Origin of the sequence: Thorsellia kenyensis (assembly GCF_042432445.1) — a bacterium.
Taxonomy (GTDB): Bacteria; Pseudomonadota; Gammaproteobacteria; order Enterobacterales; family Thorselliaceae; genus Thorsellia; species Thorsellia kenyensis.
This window is the reverse complement of record NZ_JBHLXE010000109.1, coordinates 1-20863: the sequence shown is the minus strand read 5'-3', so window position 1 is coordinate 20863 and position 20863 is coordinate 1. Positions and strand designations below refer to the sequence as shown.

16 protein-coding genes are annotated in these 20863 nt (G+C 35.3%); 7 read left to right on the top strand and 9 right to left on the bottom strand.

Translation table 11 applies throughout. From position 1 onward, the window contains the following. Nucleotides 1–378: 378 nt before the first annotated feature. On the bottom strand, nt 379–1623 hold the full coding sequence (gene serA, locus ACFFIT_RS12640; protein WP_385878194.1) for a phosphoglycerate dehydrogenase: 1245 nt from the start codon (nt 1621–1623) through the stop codon (nt 379–381). 168 nt (nt 1624–1791) lie between these two features. Continuing rightward, complete coding sequence (gene trkA / locus ACFFIT_RS12635; protein ID WP_385878192.1) at nt 1792–3156, bottom strand: Trk system potassium transporter TrkA; 1365 nt, start codon at nt 3154–3156, stop codon at nt 1792–1794. 671 nt (nt 3157–3827) lie between these two features. On the opposite strand from trkA, the gene recN reads away from it, so the two are divergent. Both recN and gorA read left to right on the top strand, forming a co-directional pair. Continuing rightward, the gene (recN, locus tag ACFFIT_RS12630; protein WP_385878190.1) at nt 3828–5513 is read left to right on the top strand and encodes a DNA repair protein RecN; all 1686 of its coding nucleotides are present in this window, start codon (nt 3828–3830) and stop codon (nt 5511–5513) included. Nucleotides 5514–5540: 27 nt separating this feature from the next. Then, complete coding sequence (gene gorA / locus ACFFIT_RS12625; protein ID WP_385878188.1) at nt 5541–6893, top strand: glutathione-disulfide reductase; 1353 nt, start codon at nt 5541–5543, stop codon at nt 6891–6893. A 245-nt stretch (nt 6894–7138) separates the two neighbouring features. Here the strand turns inward: gorA and ACFFIT_RS12620 are convergent, their stop codons facing one another. Then, nucleotides 7139–7609: a C40 family peptidase gene (locus ACFFIT_RS12620; RefSeq protein WP_385878198.1), complete on the bottom strand. Its 471-nt coding sequence runs from the start codon at nt 7607–7609 to the stop codon at nt 7139–7141. Nucleotides 7610–7765: 156 nt separating this feature from the next. Then, nucleotides 7766–9064 carry a glutamate-1-semialdehyde 2,1-aminomutase gene (gene hemL, locus ACFFIT_RS12615; protein WP_385878186.1) on the bottom strand — a complete coding sequence of 433 codons (1299 nt, stop codon included), beginning with the start codon at nt 9062–9064 and terminating at the stop codon, nt 7766–7768. 1018 nt (nt 9065–10082) lie between these two features. Here hemL and pyrB point away from each other — a divergent pair. Together pyrB and pyrI are read left to right on the top strand one after the other, a co-directional pair. Next, entirely contained in the window at nt 10083–11024 is a 942-nt protein-coding gene (pyrB, locus tag ACFFIT_RS12610) for an aspartate carbamoyltransferase (protein ID WP_385878184.1), read from the top strand. A gap of 161 nt (nt 11025–11185) precedes the next feature. Beyond that, nucleotides 11186–11659: an aspartate carbamoyltransferase regulatory subunit gene (gene pyrI / locus ACFFIT_RS12605; RefSeq protein WP_385878183.1), complete on the top strand. Its 474-nt coding sequence runs from the start codon at nt 11186–11188 to the stop codon at nt 11657–11659. A 191-nt stretch (nt 11660–11850) separates the two neighbouring features. Here the strand turns inward: pyrI and ACFFIT_RS12600 are convergent, their stop codons facing one another. The 3 genes from ACFFIT_RS12600 to ACFFIT_RS12590 all read right to left on the bottom strand — a co-directional run bounded on the left by ACFFIT_RS12600 (nt 11851) and on the right by ACFFIT_RS12590 (nt 15626). Beyond that, entirely contained in the window at nt 11851–12609 is a 759-nt protein-coding gene (locus ACFFIT_RS12600; protein ID WP_385878181.1) for a DeoR/GlpR family transcriptional regulator, read from the bottom strand. A 71-nt stretch (nt 12610–12680) separates the two neighbouring features. Then, nucleotides 12681–14663 (bottom strand): ATP-binding protein, encoded by a 1983-nt coding sequence (locus ACFFIT_RS12595; protein ID WP_385878180.1) that lies wholly within the window; start codon nt 14661–14663, stop codon nt 12681–12683. A 21-nt stretch (nt 14664–14684) separates the two neighbouring features. After that, complete coding sequence (locus ACFFIT_RS12590) at nt 14685–15626, bottom strand: LysR substrate-binding domain-containing protein (RefSeq protein ID WP_385878178.1); 942 nt, start codon at nt 15624–15626, stop codon at nt 14685–14687. Between the two features lie 335 nt (nt 15627–15961). On the opposite strand from ACFFIT_RS12590, the gene ACFFIT_RS12585 reads away from it, so the two are divergent. Further along, nucleotides 15962–16543, top strand: a complete 582-nt coding sequence (locus ACFFIT_RS12585) for an NAD(P)H-dependent oxidoreductase (RefSeq protein ID WP_385878176.1) — start codon at nt 15962–15964, stop codon at nt 16541–16543. A gap of 148 nt (nt 16544–16691) precedes the next feature. Continuing rightward, nucleotides 16692–17312: a superoxide dismutase [Mn] gene (sodA, locus tag ACFFIT_RS12580; RefSeq protein WP_385878175.1), complete on the top strand. Its 621-nt coding sequence runs from the start codon at nt 16692–16694 to the stop codon at nt 17310–17312. Between the two features lie 251 nt (nt 17313–17563). Here sodA and dsbG read toward each other — a convergent pair whose 3' ends face one another. Further along, nucleotides 17564–18331, bottom strand: coding sequence for a thiol:disulfide interchange protein DsbG (gene dsbG / locus ACFFIT_RS12575; protein ID WP_385878173.1), 768 nt, complete (start codon nt 18329–18331; stop codon nt 17564–17566). 162 nt (nt 18332–18493) lie between these two features. Continuing rightward, nucleotides 18494–20359: a protein-disulfide reductase DsbD gene (locus ACFFIT_RS12570; protein WP_385878171.1), complete on the bottom strand. Its 1866-nt coding sequence runs from the start codon at nt 20357–20359 to the stop codon at nt 18494–18496. A 355-nt stretch (nt 20360–20714) separates the two neighbouring features. Between ACFFIT_RS12570 and ACFFIT_RS12565 the strand changes: the two genes are divergently transcribed. Beyond that, nucleotides 20715–20863, top strand: a 149-nt coding sequence (locus ACFFIT_RS12565) for a transposase (protein ID WP_385878196.1), incomplete at its 3' end; no start/stop codon positions are given.

The following is a 20863-nucleotide window of genomic DNA, read 5'->3' as shown; positions in this document are numbered from 1 at the left end:
AGCTATATAGTCACTCTTCAAGACTTGATTTTTTCACCGACATCAAAAAGCGTATAGCGTCTTTTTAATGTCTGCTTTTGGTCATATCTTGCGAGTGCCCACACAGATTGTCTGATAAATTGTTAAAGAGCATCTAGTATTTCTACTAGGTTGTCGTAAGTAATCTTCTTAACGACAGGGCGCACATTATATTCACCCTTTTAATTAACGTCAAGTGTTTTTTTAATTTATTTTCACTTTAGTTATATTTAATTGCCTAGCGGTTATATTTGAGTTCGTAACTGCTAGGCGGCGAATTATAGAGATAATTATAACTTGTGCAACTATTTTTTTATTAAATACTCACAACAGAACAAAAAAAATACTTTTTATTGTTTTTTAGTACAATAAACGTGCTTTTATAGTTCCTTCAATGCCTTTTAATGCTTCTAGAACTTTATTTGCAGTTTCTTTATCAGTATTAAGATCCACAACAACATATCCTATTTCAGGTGTCGTTTGTAAGTATTGTGCTGCAACATTAACACTATTAGATGCAAATATCTGATTTATTTGTGTCATTACCCCAGGTCTATTTTCATGGATATGCAACAATCTACTTGCATTACTGCTATGCCCAGGTAATGAAACCTCTGGAAAATTAACTGCAGATAATGTAGAACCATTATCGGAATACTTCGCTAATTTTCCGGCGACTTCAATTCCTATATTTTCCTGAGCTTCCTCAGTTGAACCACCTATATGTGGGGTAAGTATTACGTTATCAAATTCACAAAGAGGTGAAATAAACGGATCATTATTAGTTGCAGGCTCCTCTGGAAATACATCTATCGCAGCGCCACTTAGATGTTCGCTTTTCATTGCAACAGCTAGTGCATCAATATCTACAACTGTACCTCTTGACGCATTAATAAAAATAGCTCCATGTTTCATTTGATTGAACTCACTCGTCGAAATCATATTTTTAGTAGAATCATTTTCAGGTACATGTAAAGAAATAGCATCTGAAGAAGAAAGTAATTGATTTAAACTTTCCACTTGCTGAGCATTACCTAACGGTAACTTATGCTCGATATCATAAAATTTAACATTCATACCGATGCCCTCAGCAAGAATTCCTAATTGGGTGCCTATATGTCCATATCCTACAATTCCTAATGTTTTGCCTCTTGCTTCAAAACACCCCGTTGCTAATTTATGCCATTGTCCTTTATGTGCTTTTGCATTAGCGGCAGGTATTCCTCTTAATAAAAGTAAAATTTCCCCCACTACCATTTCAGCTACAGATCGTGTATTAGAAAAAGGTGCATTAAAAACTGGGATCCCTCTTTTTTTCGCTGCCGCTAAGTCAACTTGATTTGTACCAATACAAAAACATCCTACGGCTATAAGTTTTTTGGCATGACTAAAAATTTCTTCGCTAAGTTGTGTTCTAGAACGAATTCCGATGAAGTGTGCATCTGCAATCGCATTTTTTAATGCATCATCTGTTAAGGCACCTTTATGAAACTCAATGTTTGTATACCCAGAGGACTTCAGTACTTCTACAGCACTTTGGTGAACTCCTTCTAATAATAAAAATTTGATTTTATCTTTGCCTAATGATGTTGTAGTTAACGTCATGCTTTCCTCTCTTAACATTAATGATTGAAGGGTAAAATAAACTGGTTAGTTATCTATTACAAAATTAATCTATAAAATAGGCACCTACGATCACCAGATTTTAGTGTAACTAAAAAAGGTGTACATCATGCTATTTTTAAGATCTCTAAATCTGTCATTACTCCATATTTAGTCTGATTGAAACAACCTCTCTACTTCTGGAACCACTCGCTTGTCAGTAAGAAATAAAATAACCCTATCGTGAGGCTCTATCACAGTCTGATTTTTTGCCACAATAATATCTTCATTTCTCGCAATGGCCCCAATCGTTGTTCCCGTTGGTAATTTAATTTGTTCTATCCTCTTACCTACAATATGAGAATGAGAATTCTCCCCATGCACAACAACTTCAATAGCCTCAGCAATACCTCTTCTTAAAGAGGCAACACTGACTATATCCGCTTTTCTTACATGGCAGAGTAGTGCTGATATAGTGGTTTGTTGTGGTGAAATAGTTACGTCTATATCACTGTCTTCTAATAATTCGAAATAAGCTTTATGCTGGATAAGTACCATTGTTCTTTTTGCACCTAATCGTTTCGCTAGCATAGAAGACATAATATTGTCTTCATCACGATTAGTTAGGGCAATGAAGAGATCTACATCTTCGATATTTTCTTCTTTTAGTAATTCCTGATCAGCAGCATCGCCACAAAAAACAGTAGTACGAGCAAGTTTTTCTGAAAGATGCTCTGCTCTGCCCATATCCTTTTCAATGAGTTTAACACGATACTGCTGCTCTAAACGTGCAGCAAGTCCTGCGCCTATATTGCCACCGCCCACTATCATAATATTACTATACGGTTTTTCAAGTCTCTGAAAAACACTCATCACAGCTTTTATATGTTGAGTCGCACAGACAAAAAAGATTTCGTCACCTGCTTCTATTATTGTAGAGCCTTGGGGTCTAATGGGTCTATTATGCCGAAATATGGCTGCAATATGTGTATTAATATGCGGTATTTGCTCTTTTAAAGCAGAAAGCGGGTATCCAATAAGTGAACCACCATATAATGCTTTCGCGGAAACAATGCTGACTTTTCCCTCGGCAAAGTTAACCACTTGTAATGTCCCGGGATATTCTACTAATCGATTAATATAATCAGTAACTAGTTTTTCTGGAGAAATAAGGTGATCGATTTCTATTGCATTTTGATTGAAGAGGGTTTCGGCCTCATCAATGTATTGAGTTGCCCTAATGCGTGCTATCTTTTTAGGTGTATTGAATAAAGCAGATGCTATTTGACAAGCAACCATGTTTGTCTCGTCAGAACTGGTAACTGCGATTATCATATCACAATTTTCAGCACCAGCATTTCTTAGTGAACTGGGATGTGAAGCTCTACCAAAAACAGTTCTTAAATCTAACTTATCTTGGAGTTGCTTTAATGTTTCGTTGTCGTTATCAACAATTGTAACATCATTTTTTTCTCCGACGAGTATTTCTGCAAGTGTACCACCTACTTGCCCTGCGCCTAGAATGATGATTTTCATTTTTTAGACCATTTTACTATAATTTGAATTATGAATATTTCTGAGTTCAGTCGATTTGAATTAAAATTAACGCTAAAAAAGTAGCATTAAATTTTAAATTATCCTATCTGCCCCTACTATAGTGAAAAACAATACTTAAGCTAATATAAAACCAAATAGATAAAATTGTACATAAATCCCCCTAAGGCACGATTTTACTTGCTATACGCTGTTAAGGAGCGTCAAGTTTTATGACTTCTCAATAAAAAGAGAAAAACAATAGAATATAAGTTCAATCCGAGGAGAGTTTTTATTAAATAATTCACTGCCAATCAAATTAAAAACTATTCCTTAAACTTATTGTGTTGATATATATTCTATAAAGCATGCTCATCGAGTAGAGTCCATTTTAATTATTTTTAACCTCTCTGACCATGATTAAATAGACCTTAAGTTATTCAACCTATTTATACTCCAATATCTATTTTCTTCAACTTTTTTTTACGTAATTCATCAATTTTAGCGGCTAAATTACCTCAAATAGAATATCTGCAACGATAAACAAGGTAGTTTTCCAAGTCAAAAATACATATTAAAAATATTTTTCCAGAAACTATGTGATAGCCTGTTGCATCAAAAAGTTTTCTCTTTTATTATACTGTATATATTTACATGTACTCAAAGGATTCATTATGCTAATTCAACTCAACATACAAAATTTTGCCATTGTAGAACAACTCGAAATTGATTTATTATCAGGAATGACTGCAATTACCGGGGAAACTGGTGCTGGGAAATCAATTGCAATTGATGCTCTTGGCCTGTGCTTGGGTAATCGAATTGAAGGGAACGTGGTGAGAAAGGGGGCTTCTAAAGCAGATCTTACGGCAAGATTTCTTTTAAAAAATAACCCTGCTGCACTTTCATGGCTTATTGAACACGATTTGGAAGAAGATGAAAATACTGAATGTATTCTAAGACGAGTTATTAGTGATGAGGGTCGTTCTAAAGGATTTATAAATGGCACTCCTGTTTCCCTTTCTCAGTTAAAGGAACTAGGTGAGTTATTAATTCAAATCCATGGGCAGCATGCACATCAAACACTACTTAAAAATGAAAATCAACGCCATCTCCTAGATGCATATATTGATAATGCCCCTTTAATGCAGTTGATGTCAGATACATTTAAAACTTGGAAAGATAGCTGCAAAAAATTAGCAAAACAACAAACATTAGCCACAGAAAGAAAAGCTAGAGTAGAATTACTCTCTTATCAACTAGAAGAATTAGACGAATTTTCTCCTGCTTTAGGGGAATACGAAGAACTTGATGAAGAGTATAAAAGATTATCAAACAGTGGAGAACTACTTAGTACAAGTCAAGCAGCTCTGAATTTACTGCAAGACGATGATACAGTGAATATACATCTTCTGATTAATAAGGCAAAACAGCAATTACAGTCCATGCTTAAATTTGATAACCAAATCAATAATATATTATCCATGTTAGAAGATGCAGATATTCAAATAACTGAAGCGTCTGAAGAACTAAGACGACAAGCTCAAAGCTTAGAACTTGATCCTGAACGCCTATATGATGTAGAAAAAAGATTATCTAAACATATGCAACTATCAAGAAAGCATCAAGTACTCCCAGAAGCCTTAGCACAACATTATGCTGACCTAAAGGCTGAATTTGAGTCCTTTCAAAACGATCAAGAAGATGAAGAATTTTTAATTAAACAAATAGATCAACAATACCAAGTAGTCCTTAATAATGCAAAAGAGCTGCATTCGTTTAGAACTAAAGCTGCACTTGATCTCAGTAATAAAATTACTCAAAGTATGCATGAGTTAGCAATGCCACATGGGCAATTCCAGATTCAAGTCTCATTTGATGAAGAAAACCTATCTTCTTATGGTGCAGATAAAATTGAGTTCAAAGTCTCCACTAACCCTGGCCAACCATTAGAAGGATTAGCTAAAGTTGCATCAGGAGGAGAACTATCACGTATGTCATTGGCTATTCAAGTCATCACTGCACAAAAAATGGCAATGCCCTCTTTAATATTTGATGAGGTAGATGTAGGTATTAGTGGCCCTACGGCAGCTATTGTAGGTAAACTACTGAAACAATTAGGCAAAACCACACAGGTTCTTTGTGTAACCCACCTCCCTCAGGTTGCAGCTGCTGCCCATCAACATTTTTATGTCAATAAAAACGTTGAAAAAAACTCAAATAATGAGATGATGACCAGTACGCAAATGCATCAATTAGATGAACAGGGCAGATTACATGAATTAGCAAGGCTACTAGGGGGAACCGAAATTACCGATAACACCCTAGCTAATGCAAAAGAATTAATTAATAGCTTTTAATAAGCAGAAAACGAATCAGGAGAAAACATGAGTAAGCATTATGACTATATTGCCATAGGTGGCGGCAGCGGAGGTATCGCTTCAATTAATAGAGCAGCGAGTTATGGTAAAAAATGTGCCATCATAGAAGCTAAAGCACTAGGTGGTACTTGTGTAAATGTAGGATGTGTCCCTAAAAAAGTCATGTGGAACGCTGCACAAATCGCAGATGCACTTAAACTCTATGCCAATGATTATGGTTTTGATGTTAACCTTAATAACTTTAATTGGAAAACTTTGATTGATAATAGAGAAGCTTATATCAGCAGAATTCATCAATCTTATGACAATGTATTGGCAAGAAATAAAGTCGATGTGATCAGAGGCTTTGCGAAATTTCACTCAAAAAATAGTGTAGAAGTCAATGGTGAGATCATTACCGCTGATCACATACTAATTGCTACTGGTGGTAAACCCATTTTTCCTGATATTCCAGGTGCAACATATGGCATAGATTCAGATGGTTTTTTTGCGCTGACTAAACAACCTAAAAGTGTTGCAGTGGTGGGTGCTGGATATATTGCCACAGAGCTTGCAGGGGTATTAAATGCGTTAGGTACGAAGACACATCTTTTTGTAAGACACAATGCCCCATTAAGACATTTTGATTCACTTGTAGTTGAAACCCTTAAAGAAATAATGACGTTAGAAGGGCCTCAGTTACATACACATACTGAAATTGTCTCAGTAGAAAAAATGCAAGATGATATGCTTAAAGTAACAACACAGAATGGTGATCATGTTGTTGTAGAGCAACTCATTTGGGCCATAGGCCGAGAACCAATGACTGCAAATATTCATTTAGATCTTGCTGGTGTTGAAACGAATGCAAAAGGATATATCCAAGTTGATAAATACCAAAATACCTCTGTGCCCAATATTTATGCTGTAGGTGATAATACAGGCGCTGTTGAGTTAACTCCTGTAGCAGTCGCTGCTGGAAGAAGATTGTCTGAACGCTTATTCAACGGCAAGCCAAATGAACATTTAGATTATTCTCTTATTCCTACTGTCGTTTTTAGTCATCCTCCGATTGGTACAATAGGATTAACCGAGGAAGAGGCAATTAATCAACATGGTAAAGACAATATCAAAACCTATACCTCCTCTTTTACTGCCATGTATACTGCTGTTACAGCACATAGACAACCTTGTAAGATGAAACTCGTTTGTTTGGGAGATGAAGAAAAAATCATAGGTTTACATGGTATTGGTTATGGAATGGATGAAATGCTTCAAGGATTTGCGGTCGCAATTAAGATGGGAGCAACGAAAAGAGATTTTGATAATACAGTAGCTATCCATCCCACAGCTGCAGAAGAGTTTGTTACCATGCGCTGAGAATTAAGCTAATTTGGCGGGCGCACTAACTTGAACTAGCTCATTTACCAATTATCCTAATTCATTATGGTGAATTGGTAAATGAAAAAAATCCTTCTTCTTTAAAATTCAATGTCTTTCCCAATTTTTCATCCAAGTTTTGATGTCCCTTATCCAGAGTTTATTCATACTACTTAGTAAACTTGATCATGAAAAAACACTAACATCAAAACTAAAGCTTCAACAAAATGAAGTGAGTTAAATATTTACATAAATGAAGCTAGATTTGTCACTCGGCGTGAGTAGACATAATTTTTTTGCCAATATGGATTATTTAAACTTGAACGCGTAACGCCTTTGCTAGTAGATGCATGAATAAAGGTATTATTTTCTGCATAAATACCTACATGGTTAATTTGTTTAGATCCTTCTGTACGAAAGAAAATTAGATCTCCAGGTCTATGCTCTTTGGGTTTGATCTTAGTACCTAATTGTGCTTGTTCGGTAGTACTTCTGGGTAAATTTTTATTAAAAAGGGTCGTATACGTAATTTGCACAAACGCGGAACAATCAATGCCCGATTTCGTATTTCCACCATATCGATACGGTGTTCCTTTCCATTCATTTAATTGGGTAAAAAGAGCTCGCACCACAGGTTCATTACTCATAGGTGATTCTTTTTTACTCGCACAAGCAGTTAACAAAAGGGCGCTAAATATAACAACCCATATTCGCATACGATGAGTAGTGTAGGTAATAAAAAAGCCACAATATTTTTTCATGAATTGACTTAATTGTACTAAAGAAAAATTCTTCCACAGGTTTAATGAAATAAGCTCTTGCGACAGTAAAGCATGAATTCTACTTAGTTGCATACATTCCTCTCTTGTAAACTAAAGCATTTTTTCAAAAGCTCGTCTCGCCGCATCAATGGTATGTTGAATATTTTCATCAGTATGAGCAACAGACATAAAACCCGCTTCAAAAGCAGAAGGAGCTAAATAGACACCCTCTTCAAGCATAAGGTGAAAAAATTGCTTAAACTTCCCTGCATCTGAACCCACCGCATCTTGATAGCTACTGACCTCTTTTGCCTCTGTGAAGAATATTCCAAACATACCACCCACTTGATTTACCACAAGAGGGATGCCTACTTGCTCAGCCACAGTTCTTAATCCATTTGCCAAATTTTCGGTCAATTCATTCAATCTTGGATAGATCCCATTTTGAGATAATTCTTCTAGGCAAGCAAGACCGGCTGCCATAGCAACTGGATTACCAGAGAGAGTACCAGCCTGATACACTGGTCCATTTGGAGCTAAATATTCCATGATTTCACGTTTACCACCAAAAGCGCCAACTGGCATACCGCCACCAATAATTTTACCTAGACAAGTTAAATCTGGAACAACATCATAATGTGATTGTGCACCGCCAAGTGCAACCCTAAACCCAGTCATGACTTCATCAATAATAAAAAGCGCGCCAAATTCATCACACAAAGCCCTTAGTCCTGATAAAAAATCAACTTTAGGTAAAATACAGTTCATATTCCCAGCAACGGGTTCTACAATCACACAAGCAATATCCGTTGGGTTATTCAAAAATGCATCTCGAACGGAATTCAAATTATTAAACTGACAAGTTAAAGTGTGCTTTGCAAAATCAGCGGGCACTCCAGGAGAATTTGGTTGTCCAAAAGTTAGTGCGCCAGAACCTGCTTTAACTAATAAACAGTCAGCATGACCATGATAACACCCTTCAAATTTAATAATTTTATCGCGATTTGTATACCCTCTGGCTAAACGAATCGCACTCATGGTAGCTTCAGTACCTGAATTAACCATTCTAACCAGCTCAATATTAGGCATTAACTCAGTAATTTTATGTGCAACAGTAATTTCAATTTCTGTAGGGGCCCCAAAACTTAAACCGTTTTGAACAGCTTGAATTACAGCTTCTTTTATTTTTGGGTGGTTATGCCCAAGTAGCATCGGCCCCCATGAGCCAACATAATCAACATAAGCCTTACCATCGACGTCATAGATATATGCACCATCCGCTTTACGGATAAATATAGGTGTTCCCCCTACGCTTTTGAATGCTCTTACAGGAGAGTTAACCCCACCTGGTATTACAGTTTGGGCATCAATAAACAAAGATTCTGATTTAATTCGTTGAGATGCTGACATATAAGATTCCTTTTTAAACACGTTGTACATTTTAAAATAAACTATGGAAAGATTGCGAAAACGCATCCAACTCAGCTTAGATAATTTAGTCTCTTGGTCACATTAGCTAAGTTAAAAGAAACAGTGATCGTTTAAAGTAGTATATTCTCACTGCACTTCTTTTAAAATTAGTGCATCTGTTTCGCTAGGAAAAATCCTTTACACGAATCGTCAAGACCAATAAATTGTTGTTATTGTCTGTTTGTAGTATACCATGAAAACTAATCAAGATATCAGGCTAGCAGGTTTTTGCTTGTTTTTAAATATGATGATTTTTTAGTGACTAAGGAAATTAGATATAGCAGCTAAAACCTTTTGGTGCAATTTACCGTCTACATTTCCTTTGTTAATAATAATTTTGAAACTACGTTATTAGAGTTTTCCTATGAAGACTTTAATACCGACTTATTCATCAAAAACTATCAAGGAATTTTTTTCCTTAACATGTAACTTTACGATCATTAGTGACAATAGGGCTAGAATTATATTTTATAAGTGTATTACATAATTTATTCCCCTTACTATAAATACCTGAGTTAAAACTTACGAAGCAGGTTTCGCTTATTGTGCTGCCCTTATCTAATAAAGGGCAATATTTTATTTATCAATTCATAAAAAAACATTGCACATTTCAAAATGCAAAGTATAATCTTGACCGTTTGTGTGCAATTTCGCACTTTGAAAATATGTCCTATAAGTTGGCATATAATTAGTTTATCTTTTATATGTCTATGTAACTAAACCTAATAAATATATAGTATTAATCATGCAAATACGCTCCCTAATACATTTATTTTTATATAAGTGCATAACTACAAAACATAGATTATTCTTATTATTAGAAAATCTCTTTGAACGTTTTGTTTGTGTTTTTTATTTATTTGATTAAAGCCCCTTTTAAAAGGGGCTTTTTTTTGACCTTAATTTTTAACCAGATGTCACCAGCATCTTTAATTCACCTGTTTCATGAGGAGTCACAATGGCACAATCACTTTATAAAAAAAATATTATTTCAATTAATGACCTGAGTCAGGACGAATTGATGATCGTTCTTGCAAGGGCTGCTTATCTGAAAAAAAATAATATACAAAATGTGTTAGAAGGCAAAGTGATAGCCAGCTGTTTTTTTGAAGCTTCAACTAGAACAAGATTATCATTTGAAACAGCAATACAACGCTTAGGTGCAGATATTGTTGGCTTTGCCGATGGAAGTAACACTTCGTTGGGTAAAAAAGGAGAAAGTCTTGCCGATACCATTTCAGTGCTAAGTACCTATGTAGATGCTATCGTAATAAGGCATCCTCAAGAAGGTGCAGCACGGTTAGCAGCCCAATTTTCTCATGGTGTACCTGTATTTAACGCAGGAGATGGTGCAAATCAACATCCAACTCAGACCCTTTTAGATCTCTTTACTATTCAAGAAACCCAAGGCCGATTAGAAAATCTTCACATAGCCATGGTGGGTGATCTTAAATATGGCAGAACCGTGCACTCATTAACACAAGCACTGGCTAAATTTCCAAATAATACTTTTCATTTTATATCGCCAACGACTCTCAGTATGCCACCTCATATTTTAGCTATGTTAGATGAAAAACAGATAAGTTACTATAGTCATTCATCTATTGAGGAAGTTATCCATGCAGTAGATATCTTATACATGACAAGAGTTCAAAAAGAACGTCTAGACCCAACGGAATATGCGAATGCCAAAGCGCAATTTATATTAAAAAGCCAGGATTTAAAAGATGTGAAGGATAATCTAAAAGTATTACACCCACTACCCAGAATAGATGAAATAGCAACTGATGTGGATACGACTCCATATGCTTACTATTTTCAACAAGCTGGTAATGGAATATTCGCAAGGCAAGCATTACTAACACTTGTATTGAATGAAAACCAATCAGCAAAACTGTAATCTATTGACCTATGACAAGAATTCATAAACGAATGAAATGCACATACAGATACAATAACTTAGCAAATCACTTGGTTTGCAAAAGTCACAACTTCTTTGTGGCCTAATTAATGCTGCCATGAGAAGAAAAGGAAAAATCAAATAATTTATAAGGAAAAAATATGCCTTCAAATAAAAGTTTAGATCACAAACTTCACGTAGAAGCCATTTGCCATGGTACGGTTATTGATCATATCCCAGCCCATATTGGTTTTAGGTTACTACATCTTTTCAAATTAACCGAAACAGTAGAGCGTGTGACAGTGGGTTTGAATCTTCCATCAAGAGAAATGGGAAGAAAAGATTTGATCAAAATTGAAAATACTTTTCTAACCGATGAACAAGCAAATCAGCTGGCCATGTATGCACCTAAAGCAACAATTAATCAAATTGAAAACTATGAAGTAGTAAAAAAATTTGTAGTTAGCTTGCCCTCCAACATAGAATCTGTTTTAGTTTGTCCCAACAGTAACTGCATCAGCCATAATGAACCTGTTGAATCTAATTTCGCTGTTTTACCAAGACCTGTTGGACTATTTTTCCGCTGCCACTACTGTGAAAAAGAGTTCGCGCAAAAAGCCATTATGGATGTTTAACTTCTCGTTTTAATTCACTTCAAGAGATGGGTTTGTTTAAATTCATCTCTTGACAAGTTCTGGATGTTAACGCTCTCAAACATTCATAGAAAATAACTATGCATTATCACAATAACGCATCAGTAAGAATAGAATAAAACAATATAGGTAATTAGTTAAAAAACAAGGAAGTCTTATTGATACATTCTTGTCTAGCAAACGATAAGCTCTACATCCTTAGTTTTAAACATCTGAATGTATTCCTCATCCGGAAACTGATTTGTAACAATATAATTGATCTGCTTCGCATCACCTACTTTTGCAATGGCAGGGCGACCAAATTTAGAATGATCTGAGACTAAAATCGTCTGTCTTGAATTTTCTATGATGGCTTTTTTGGTTCTTGCTTCATGATGATCAAATTCCAGTAGTGTGCCTGAGCTATCAATACCACTGATACCAAGTACTCCAAAATCTAAGTGAAATTGGTTAATAAATTCAATAGTTGCTTCACCTACAATAGCGCCATCTCGCGTTCTCACTTCTCCTCCTGCAATGATTAGCTGGATATCTTCCCTTCCGCTAAATAGATGTGCGACATTAATATTATTAGTCACTATTTTGAGTTCTGAGTGGTGGGTTAATGCTAAAGCTACTGCTTCTGGAGTAGTGCCGACATCAATGAATAAGCTAGAACCATTAGGGATAAGCTTAGCTGCTCTAGTAGCAATTTTCGCTTTTTCATTTGACCACATATCTTTTCTGTCAACATATGCGGAATTCACTGAGCTTGAAGGTAAAGCAGCTCCACCATGATGACGTAAAATTTTGTTTTGCTCAGCCAATTCATTTAAGTCTCTTCTGATGGTTTGAGCGCTGACATTAAAATGCGCAACTAATTCATCCGTAGAAACATAATTGTTTTGTTGTACTAAGGCGAGAATGCCTTTATGACGATTGCTTTGCTTCATACTTAGCTCTTTTATAAGTAAATTAATTATTATCTCGTATTCGCGTCTCAAGATTGACAGTTATTAGAGTTCTATCTACGGGGGTTATTTTTTATCCAGGTATGTAATAATTCGACATCTTCTTTCCAACACTCATTTAAGGTATCAAAAGAACGTTTTAACACAGAAAAGTCAATTTGGCTTTCATAATTTTGAATACACTTAGCAACCTCTTGCAACCGAATTAATCCAAGAGAGGCACAAGCCCCTTTAATTTTATGCCCAAGTGACTTAATCTGTTTTATATCTTCCCGAATTATAGCGTCATTCAGTTCAGTCAAATATTCTATCATTATACCTTCCAGAACAGATAGGTTAGAAGACAACGCCCCTTCTCCAATCATTTGTATATAGTCATTTAAGACAGTTTCATCCAAAATTTGCTGTGTACAGTGCGTATCCCGTCCATTTATATCTTTAGAGAAGACTTGTTGGTGATTCATACTAAAAGGATGGTTACCAGATAATACTTGGACTAATGCAGGAATAGACAAAGGTTTATTCAACACCCCTTCAATACCAACCTTATGATAAGCAGAATAATCTTCTAAAACATTCGCAGTCAATGCAATTAACCTAGGTGATGAAGTGTTAACTATCTCTTTATATTGTCTAGCAATATCTAAACCTGTCATATCAGGTAGCTGAATATCTAAAAGTGCTAAATCAAACTTATTTGTTGTCAGTTCTACAAGCGCTTCTTTACCTGTCCTTGCTATCGTAATATGGCAACCTAACTTTTCAAGAACTGAGGTAGCGACAATAATATTTAATTCAATGTCTTCGACTAAAAGAACATGTAATCCTTCAAATTTGTCAATTTGCACTTCATTGCTATCAAGAAGCGTAGTGATTGGTGCATCAATAGTTAGACAGAAGCATGAACCATGATGATATTCACTTCTGACGGTTAAATCCCCCCCTAGTTTTCTAGCTAAAGTTCTTGAGACGGCAAGACCTATGCCTGTACCGGTCGCAGGTTTCCCACCATATTTATCATTTACTTGATAGTACATTTCAAAAATCGATTCTTGCTCTTCTAAGGGAATACCCGTTCCGGAATCTTCCACCTCAAAAACGAGTTTATCTTGCGCATCTGGATGAAAAAAGACTCGCATTTCAACGACGCCTGTATCGGTGAATTTGACTGCATTACTGATTAAATTCCACAGTATTTGCCTTACTCGAGTCTCATCAGTGGCTATGGATAAGGGAATATTTTGTCCCCTTTCTTCAAAAAGTGGTCTAAAATTAAACTCTAGGCCCTTTTGTTGAATAAGCAAAGTAGATATATTTTCTATATCGGCAAGAAAGCGAATAAAGTCAATTGGTTTAATATCCAACTTTTGTTTACCACGTTCTAATTTATCGACTTCAATTATGTCATTGAATATGTGGCTTAAGGTTATTGCACTTAGCTGGATAGTATTTAAATAATTTTGTTGCTGGGCACTTAAAGGACTATCAGCCAAAATTCGACTTAAACCAATAATTCCATTTAAAGGCGTTCTCAATTCATGACTTATCGTCGAAATAAACGTTGTTTTATCTCGGCTGGCTTGTTCAAGAGCGTCTTGGTAACGTTTTCTTTGCATCACCTCCTCTTTAAGTGTTTCGACTAACTGCAATCTTGCTTGTTCTGCTTTTATCCTATCCGTTATTTCTTGATTTAATTGTTTAATATTATGACTCAACTGCTGATTTTGCTTTGCCTCTCTTTGATGGATAGCCTCAAGTTCATCAACGAGATCTGTAAGCTGCCTTCTAGATTCTTCAATTTGATCAACCACGACAGATAAAAAATAAACTGCCCATGGTGTAACAACAATTCCAAAAAAAACAGATCGGATAAGATCTATCGCTTCAACTCGTCCTTCAAATACCCAAGTTACGCTCATTTGAATGACCATTGCAAAAACAATAATAGCCAGTGCAAGGAGCATAGAAAACTTCCATATTCCTAATTTAACTAATAAATCAACATAAAACTGAGCTAGACGCCTAAGTGGTTGCATAAATCATTCCTTCTTTACACCCTAAAGTGTAAGGTGTTCTTTTAAAAAATCAATAAAAACGGTAAATTTGGCCGACAAAGACTGATTTTTATAATACACTGCATTGACTAAATTCCTTGGATGATCTGAACTGATTAATCCAGGCATAATTTCAATGAGTTGTCCTGATTCAATAAATGATTTCACTGTAAAATTAGATAATAAAGCTATTCCATGGCCTTTCAAGCACAACCCTAGAATGGTTTCCCCACTACTTGCGCTAATTATAGGTGAAATTTTTATAAAATGCCCTCCCAATAAATCTCTTTGATCTGGTGTGAGCCTTTCGATATATTTAATCGATAATGGCCATTGATTAAATTTCGAAGGCTGGCTAAAGCCTATAAAACGATGTGTTAAAAGTTCAGCTACAGTAAAAGGAGTTCCAGAAGTAGCCAAATAAGTGGGAGAAGCCACAATTTTTAGAGTACTTTTACCTAAAAAAGTGGCATGCAAGTTAGAATCCTGCAAGGGACCAATCCTGATAGCAATATCAGTTTTCTGTTCGATTAAATCAATAATATTATCGTTGCTTATCAGCGCAAGTTGAATTGCAGGGTATTTTTCTTGGAAAATGTCGACAATCGGCAGTAACTGATGCAATATAAATGAATTGACCGCATCGACTCTAAGCACACCTTGTGGCGTTTGATTCAATCTCATCAACGAATGTTCAGCTTTGATGAGTTCTTCAATATGGGGTCTAATTCTTTCAACAAAAAAATGACATTCGTTGGTTGGTGTCATTTTTCTAGTAGTTCTAGTAAATAATGATACGCCGTAGTTCTTTTCTAAGCTTGCTATAGATCGCGTAATTCTAGACACAGGATAATTCAGATGTTTAGCAGCAGCCGAGAATCCATTAAAATCATGTACGGCAAGTAGAATCATATAATCATCTGTATTGGCTTTTAATAATTCCATACTCCCATCCAATGAATAAAGGAAAAAACACTCATTTATACGTCTAATACAAGCTAAATAAACTTTAAATTATCTGTGAGGGATTTCGTCATAATTAGACTTCCGCATTCACTGACGTTTGATAAAAATATTAGTTATGCTAACTATAGTATCACAGTAAGTAATTTAACAGTTAATTCAGATCAATTTTGCAAAAATCTTTTTCTTATTACTCTATTTTTTATTATCAATTCATTAGATACAATATAAGTCAACTGCTAAAAAAGCATTTTAGGATACCGTCATTAGTATACTAATTATTTTTCACCCTATTTTTAGACAATTAAGGAATTCAAATGAGTAATATTTTTATTATCAATGCAGGAAAAGATTTTGGACACTCTAAAGGAGAATTAAATCGTCATATCAGTGAATTTGCAAAAGAGACATTAGAAGCACTGGGACATAAGGTCAAAATGACACATATCAGTGAAGGGTATGATATTGAGAACGAAATAGACAACTATCTATGGTCTGACGTGATTATTTACCAACAACCTGCTTGGTGGATGGGTACACCTTGGTCATTAAAAAAGTACATGGATGAAGTGTTTACCGCGGGCTATGAAAAATTGTATGCAAATGATGGAAGAACAAGAAAAGATCCTACTAAACATTATGGTACAGGGGGGTTACTACAGACTAAAAAATATATGATAAGCGCCACTTGGAATGCCCCTAAAAATGCTTTTACTGATCCGCAAGAATTTTTTGAAGGTAAAGGATTAGATGCTGTATATTTTCCTTTTCATAAAGCTAATCAATTTTTAGGGTTAACACCATTGAAAAGCTTTTCATTTCATGATGTTATAAAAGCACCTGATCTTGAAAATGAATTGCAAGCGTTCGCCCAACATCTAGAAAATGAAATAAAATAGGTGGCTTTTCCCTCAGTTTTACAATTGAGACAAAATTTATCAAATTAAACGAGTAATTCATCTCAATTTTAGGTATCATCAATATGCAAATACTTGTTTAACTAAAATAAGTATTTCCTTAACCTTAACAACAATAATGGAGAAGATCATGAGCTATTCTTTACCGGAACTACCTTATGCATACGATGCACTTGAACCACACTTCGATAAAGCAACTATGGAAATTCACCATAGCAAGCATCATCAGGCTTATGTAAATAATGCAAATAATGCTTTAGCTGAATTAACTGATTTAGCGCAATTAAGTGCTGAAGATTTAATCGCACAACTTGATAAAGTACCTGCGGAAAAACGTCAAGTACTGCGTAATAATGCTGGTGGCCATGCTAACCATAGCTTATTTTGGAAAGGGTTGAAACTTGGTACAACTTTAAGTGGCGATCTTAAAACAGCTATTGAGCGTGATTTTGGTTCTGTTGATGCGTTTAAAGAAAAATTCGAACAAGCTGCCGCAACTCGCTTTGGTTCAGGTTGGGCATGGTTAGTGGTACAAAATGGCAAATTAGCTGTTGTTTCAACGGCTAATCAAGACAGCCCTTTAATGGGTGAAGCAGTTGCAGGGTGTTCTGGATACCCAATTATCGGTTTAGATGTATGGGAACATGCATACTACCTTAAATTCCAAAACCGTCGTCCTGACTACATCAAAGCTTTTTGGGATGTAGTCAATTGGGATGAAGCGGCTGCACGTTTTGCTAATGCAAAATAGTTCTGATTGCTAATCTAAGGCTACAGATGAAATGAAAAAGGTGCTACTTTCAGCACCTTTTTCATTTCTATTCTTGTTTTTTAACACAGTTTTTCAAATAAGAGAGATTTTTGGCAAAAGAGTCAAATTAATCTATTTTTTATCAGCTACTAACAGCACCTAAACTGAACTTACTTCCATTTACTGGTGTAGCTATCATTCGACTTCCATTAAATATACATACAGAAACACAAGAGTACCTATTAAAACGCTCACTCACCCATAATCACTTTCATCTGTTTCTCATCAGGCATGCCTAATTGTTGCTGTAAACGCCCTTCTTTATTAAGATAGTAGATTGCAGGCGTTGCACTTGCCCCTAGAGCATCCATAATTTGTAAATGCGATTCCAAGGTACTTAAGGTTTTCGCATCGATTTTTTCAGGTATGTCTAGTACTGTTTTTTCTCTCGACGCCTCATAATTCTTCAGCATTTCAGCGGGTGATTTAGCAGTTAAAATAGCAGCCGCTTTAGCGGAGCTGTCGTCTGCTAAAATACCCACCATTATATGTCTTAACTGAACTTTACCACTATCAACAAAAGGACGAGCTGCTTGCCAGAATTCATTACAATATGGACAGTTTGGATCCATAAAGACATAAATAATTTGTTTTGCATTTTTATCGCCATCCTGTATCCACTGGCTGGACTCCATTCTTTCCCATAATTTAGCAGCCATAGGAGCATAAATGGCTTTTTCTAAAGCAACTGCAGAAAGATCTTTACCTTCTTTATCATAGAGCTCTCCCCATAGAACATGCTGTTTATCCGGCAATAAATAAAGAGTGATTCCGACTCCCTCGTACATACCTGTATATCCCTGCATGCCATTCGGTGCATCAAATTGAGAGACAATACTCACCCCTTCTTTTTGCCAATGCTGAATGGCCTCAGGGTAATCTGTGGCAAAAGTATAGTGGCTTGTTAAACCTAATAATGAAAGACCAAGCAATCGTAAAGTGTTTTTGGAAAACTTCATGGAAATCCTCTTGATAAAATAAATTTAAAAAATAAGCTAATAATGAAAAATAAAATAATACGTTTAGATATAAAATACAGGGTCTTAAATTCACTTCGTACAGCAGGTAAAATTCAAGTTAACTGAATGCGGCTAAAACTGGATATCAGAACCGAAGGACGTTTATTTCGCCACCATAAAATAGGGAGACATTGTCATAATAAACTGCTCGCTATCCATGAATCCATTGACTCTTTCAACTTCTTTACCAGATTCATCAATTAACAACAACGCAGGTAATCCGAGCACATCAAAGTATTCTAAAAACTCAGAAGATGTATTACTGTTCTTAGTTACATCAATTCGAATAAGTAATGTATCTTTTAATAGTGCCTGAACCCTTTTATCAGTAAATGTATATTTTTCAAATTGGCGGCAGGCAGTACACCAATCGGCATAATAATCAATCAAGACTTTCGTTTGATTTTTTTTACTTTGCAGCAACATATTTTTTAATTCTGTTAATGATGACACGTCAGTAAATTCAATACTTTTCCTTTCTTCTTGTTGATTCTGAAAAACAAAATAAAATCCTGTTTTCTCGTTTATCATTTGCCAAACACCTTGTTGCATCGGCAGACTTGCAATAAGTAAGGCCATAACTAAGACAATTTGCGCTATTCTAGACTTTCCACTACTGCCTTTGAGGGCAATTAATAAAGCCCAAGCAAAAAATGCACTTAATAGCAGAGACCACAGTAGCTCACTGAGCTGAATAGTTATCAAACGCTCAATTAAAAAAAGTGGCAGTGCTAAAATAACAAAACCCAAGCCTTCTTTAACATATTGCATCCAAGGACCGGCTTTGGGCATTAATCTATAACCAAACAGAGCAAAAGCCAGCAAGGGAATCCCCATGCCTAAAGCATACATATACAGAGTAAATCCACCTTTAAGGATATTTTTACTTTCAGCGATGAAAGGTAAAATAGCAGAGAGTGGCGCTGTAGTACAGGGGGAACATAGAAGCCCTGCAATTGCTCCCATGAAAAATACACCAACATAAGAACCACTTTTTTGCCTATTACTCCAATGCACTAATTGAGTTTGTACCCGGCTTGGCATTTGAATTGAGTAAAACCCAAACATACTCCCAGCCAAAAAAATAAAGAGTACAGCTATGGTGATTAAAAAAATAGGGTTTTGTAATGCTGATTGAAATTTTAATCCAACTAATGCGATGAGAATACCTAAAACAGTGTAACTAAGGGCCATACCTTGAATATAAGTAAGAACTAGCATGCCCATTTTAAAACGGTTCATCTCTTTTTGTCTGCCTGAAATAAGTCCAATAAGCAGTGGATACATAGGTAAGACACATGGAGTAAAGGCAACACCTAAGCCGAATAAGAAAGCCCACCACGGTGAAATCCCTTGAGATGCACTCAAAGAATTTACCGCGGTAAGTGGTTCTTGATAAGTGGAAACTTCTCCAAATGATGTTTTGGTCAATTCACTAATTTGTTGCTTAGGGGGGGATATACCTGATGCCAACTCAATGACCTCAGTTTCATTAGCTTGGAAAGGAGCTTTTAACTCATTTGTTTTTATATATTTTAACGGCACATCAATAGTTTTAGGAGGATAACAAATACCTCTATCAGCACAACCTTGGAATGTAACTTGTAACATAGGATTTTGTGAAGTCGCATTGATAGGCACCTTAACAGAAAGTGAGTCTCTATAAATAATCACATCACCAAAAAATTCATCCGTATGAGATAAGCCTGTTGGTAATATCAACTTACCTACTTCACTATTTTTTGCGTTCAAACTAAATTTATTTTGATATAAATAATGACCAGGCTTTATAAGCCAATTTAATATAAGTGTTTCATTATTTTGAGTGAAATCAAAAATAAATGCTTCATCGACAGACAAAATCTTATCCGTACTATTTTGGTTGGAAAAGAAATTAGCCCAGGAACTTGAAGAAAAAAAAATCAAACTACTGAGACATATTCCGACAAATACAATTATTTTTTTCATAAAATCCTATCAAAATCATCTATTAGTCAATTAATTATTTAGGTTATCATATCAAAGAAGATAATGAAAACATTAATTAATTCTTATATTACGTCAAAGTAACTTTACATATATTTTCATGGCAATACTCATAAAAACAGATCACCGCTCCTGTAATACTGCCTAAAAATAACTAGAGCTAAAAGTAGAATTTTATCTTAAAATAAAGCAAAGGAGACTCTATATAAAAACATCAAAATCTATTGATAGCCAAATAATCTCGATTTGACAACAAAATAAAGCAAGCCCTATGAATTAGGATAGTTGTTAATAATTTTATAGTACACTATCATTAAATAATAAGAGATTTAGAAAAATGGCTAACCCAAAATTTTCAGATGAATTTAAAATGAATGCAATTAAATTGGCTAATAATAGAGGAGACCGGTCTCTGAAAGATGTAGCCAAAGAACTCAATATATCCAAAAGCTCTTTGGATGCTTGGCTTAAAAATCATAGAGAACA

What these genes read in the sequence shown, in the direction of transcription:
- recN (WP_385878190.1), top strand. Translation starts at nt 3,828, where the DNA reads ATGCTAATTCAACTCAACATACAAAATTTTGCCATTGTAGAACAACTC.
- ACFFIT_RS12590 (WP_385878178.1), bottom strand. Translation starts at nt 15,626, where the DNA reads ATGGAATTATTAAAAGCCAATACAGATGATTATATGATTCTACTTGCC.
- ACFFIT_RS12585 (WP_385878176.1), top strand. Translation starts at nt 15,962, where the DNA reads ATGAGTAATATTTTTATTATCAATGCAGGAAAAGATTTTGGACACTCT.
- pyrI (WP_385878183.1), top strand. Translation starts at nt 11,186, where the DNA reads ATGCCTTCAAATAAAAGTTTAGATCACAAACTTCACGTAGAAGCCATT.
- ACFFIT_RS12570 (WP_385878171.1), bottom strand. Translation starts at nt 20,359, where the DNA reads ATGAAAAAAATAATTGTATTTGTCGGAATATGTCTCAGTAGTTTGATT.
- gorA (WP_385878188.1), top strand. Translation starts at nt 5,541, where the DNA reads ATGAGTAAGCATTATGACTATATTGCCATAGGTGGCGGCAGCGGAGGT.
- pyrB (WP_385878184.1), top strand. Translation starts at nt 10,083, where the DNA reads ATGGCACAATCACTTTATAAAAAAAATATTATTTCAATTAATGACCTG.
- sodA (WP_385878175.1), top strand. Translation starts at nt 16,692, where the DNA reads ATGAGCTATTCTTTACCGGAACTACCTTATGCATACGATGCACTTGAA.
- trkA (WP_385878192.1), bottom strand. Translation starts at nt 3,156, where the DNA reads ATGAAAATCATCATTCTAGGCGCAGGGCAAGTAGGTGGTACACTTGCA.
- ACFFIT_RS12595 (WP_385878180.1), bottom strand. Translation starts at nt 14,663, where the DNA reads ATGCAACCACTTAGGCGTCTAGCTCAGTTTTATGTTGATTTATTAGTT.
- ACFFIT_RS12600 (WP_385878181.1), bottom strand. Translation starts at nt 12,609, where the DNA reads ATGAAGCAAAGCAATCGTCATAAAGGCATTCTCGCCTTAGTACAACAA.
- hemL (WP_385878186.1), bottom strand. Translation starts at nt 9,064, where the DNA reads ATGTCAGCATCTCAACGAATTAAATCAGAATCTTTGTTTATTGATGCC.
- ACFFIT_RS12620 (WP_385878198.1), bottom strand. Translation starts at nt 7,609, where the DNA reads ATGCGAATATGGGTTGTTATATTTAGCGCCCTTTTGTTAACTGCTTGT.
- serA (WP_385878194.1), bottom strand. Translation starts at nt 1,623, where the DNA reads ATGACGTTAACTACAACATCATTAGGCAAAGATAAAATCAAATTTTTA.
- dsbG (WP_385878173.1), bottom strand. Translation starts at nt 18,331, where the DNA reads ATGAAGTTTTCCAAAAACACTTTACGATTGCTTGGTCTTTCATTATTA.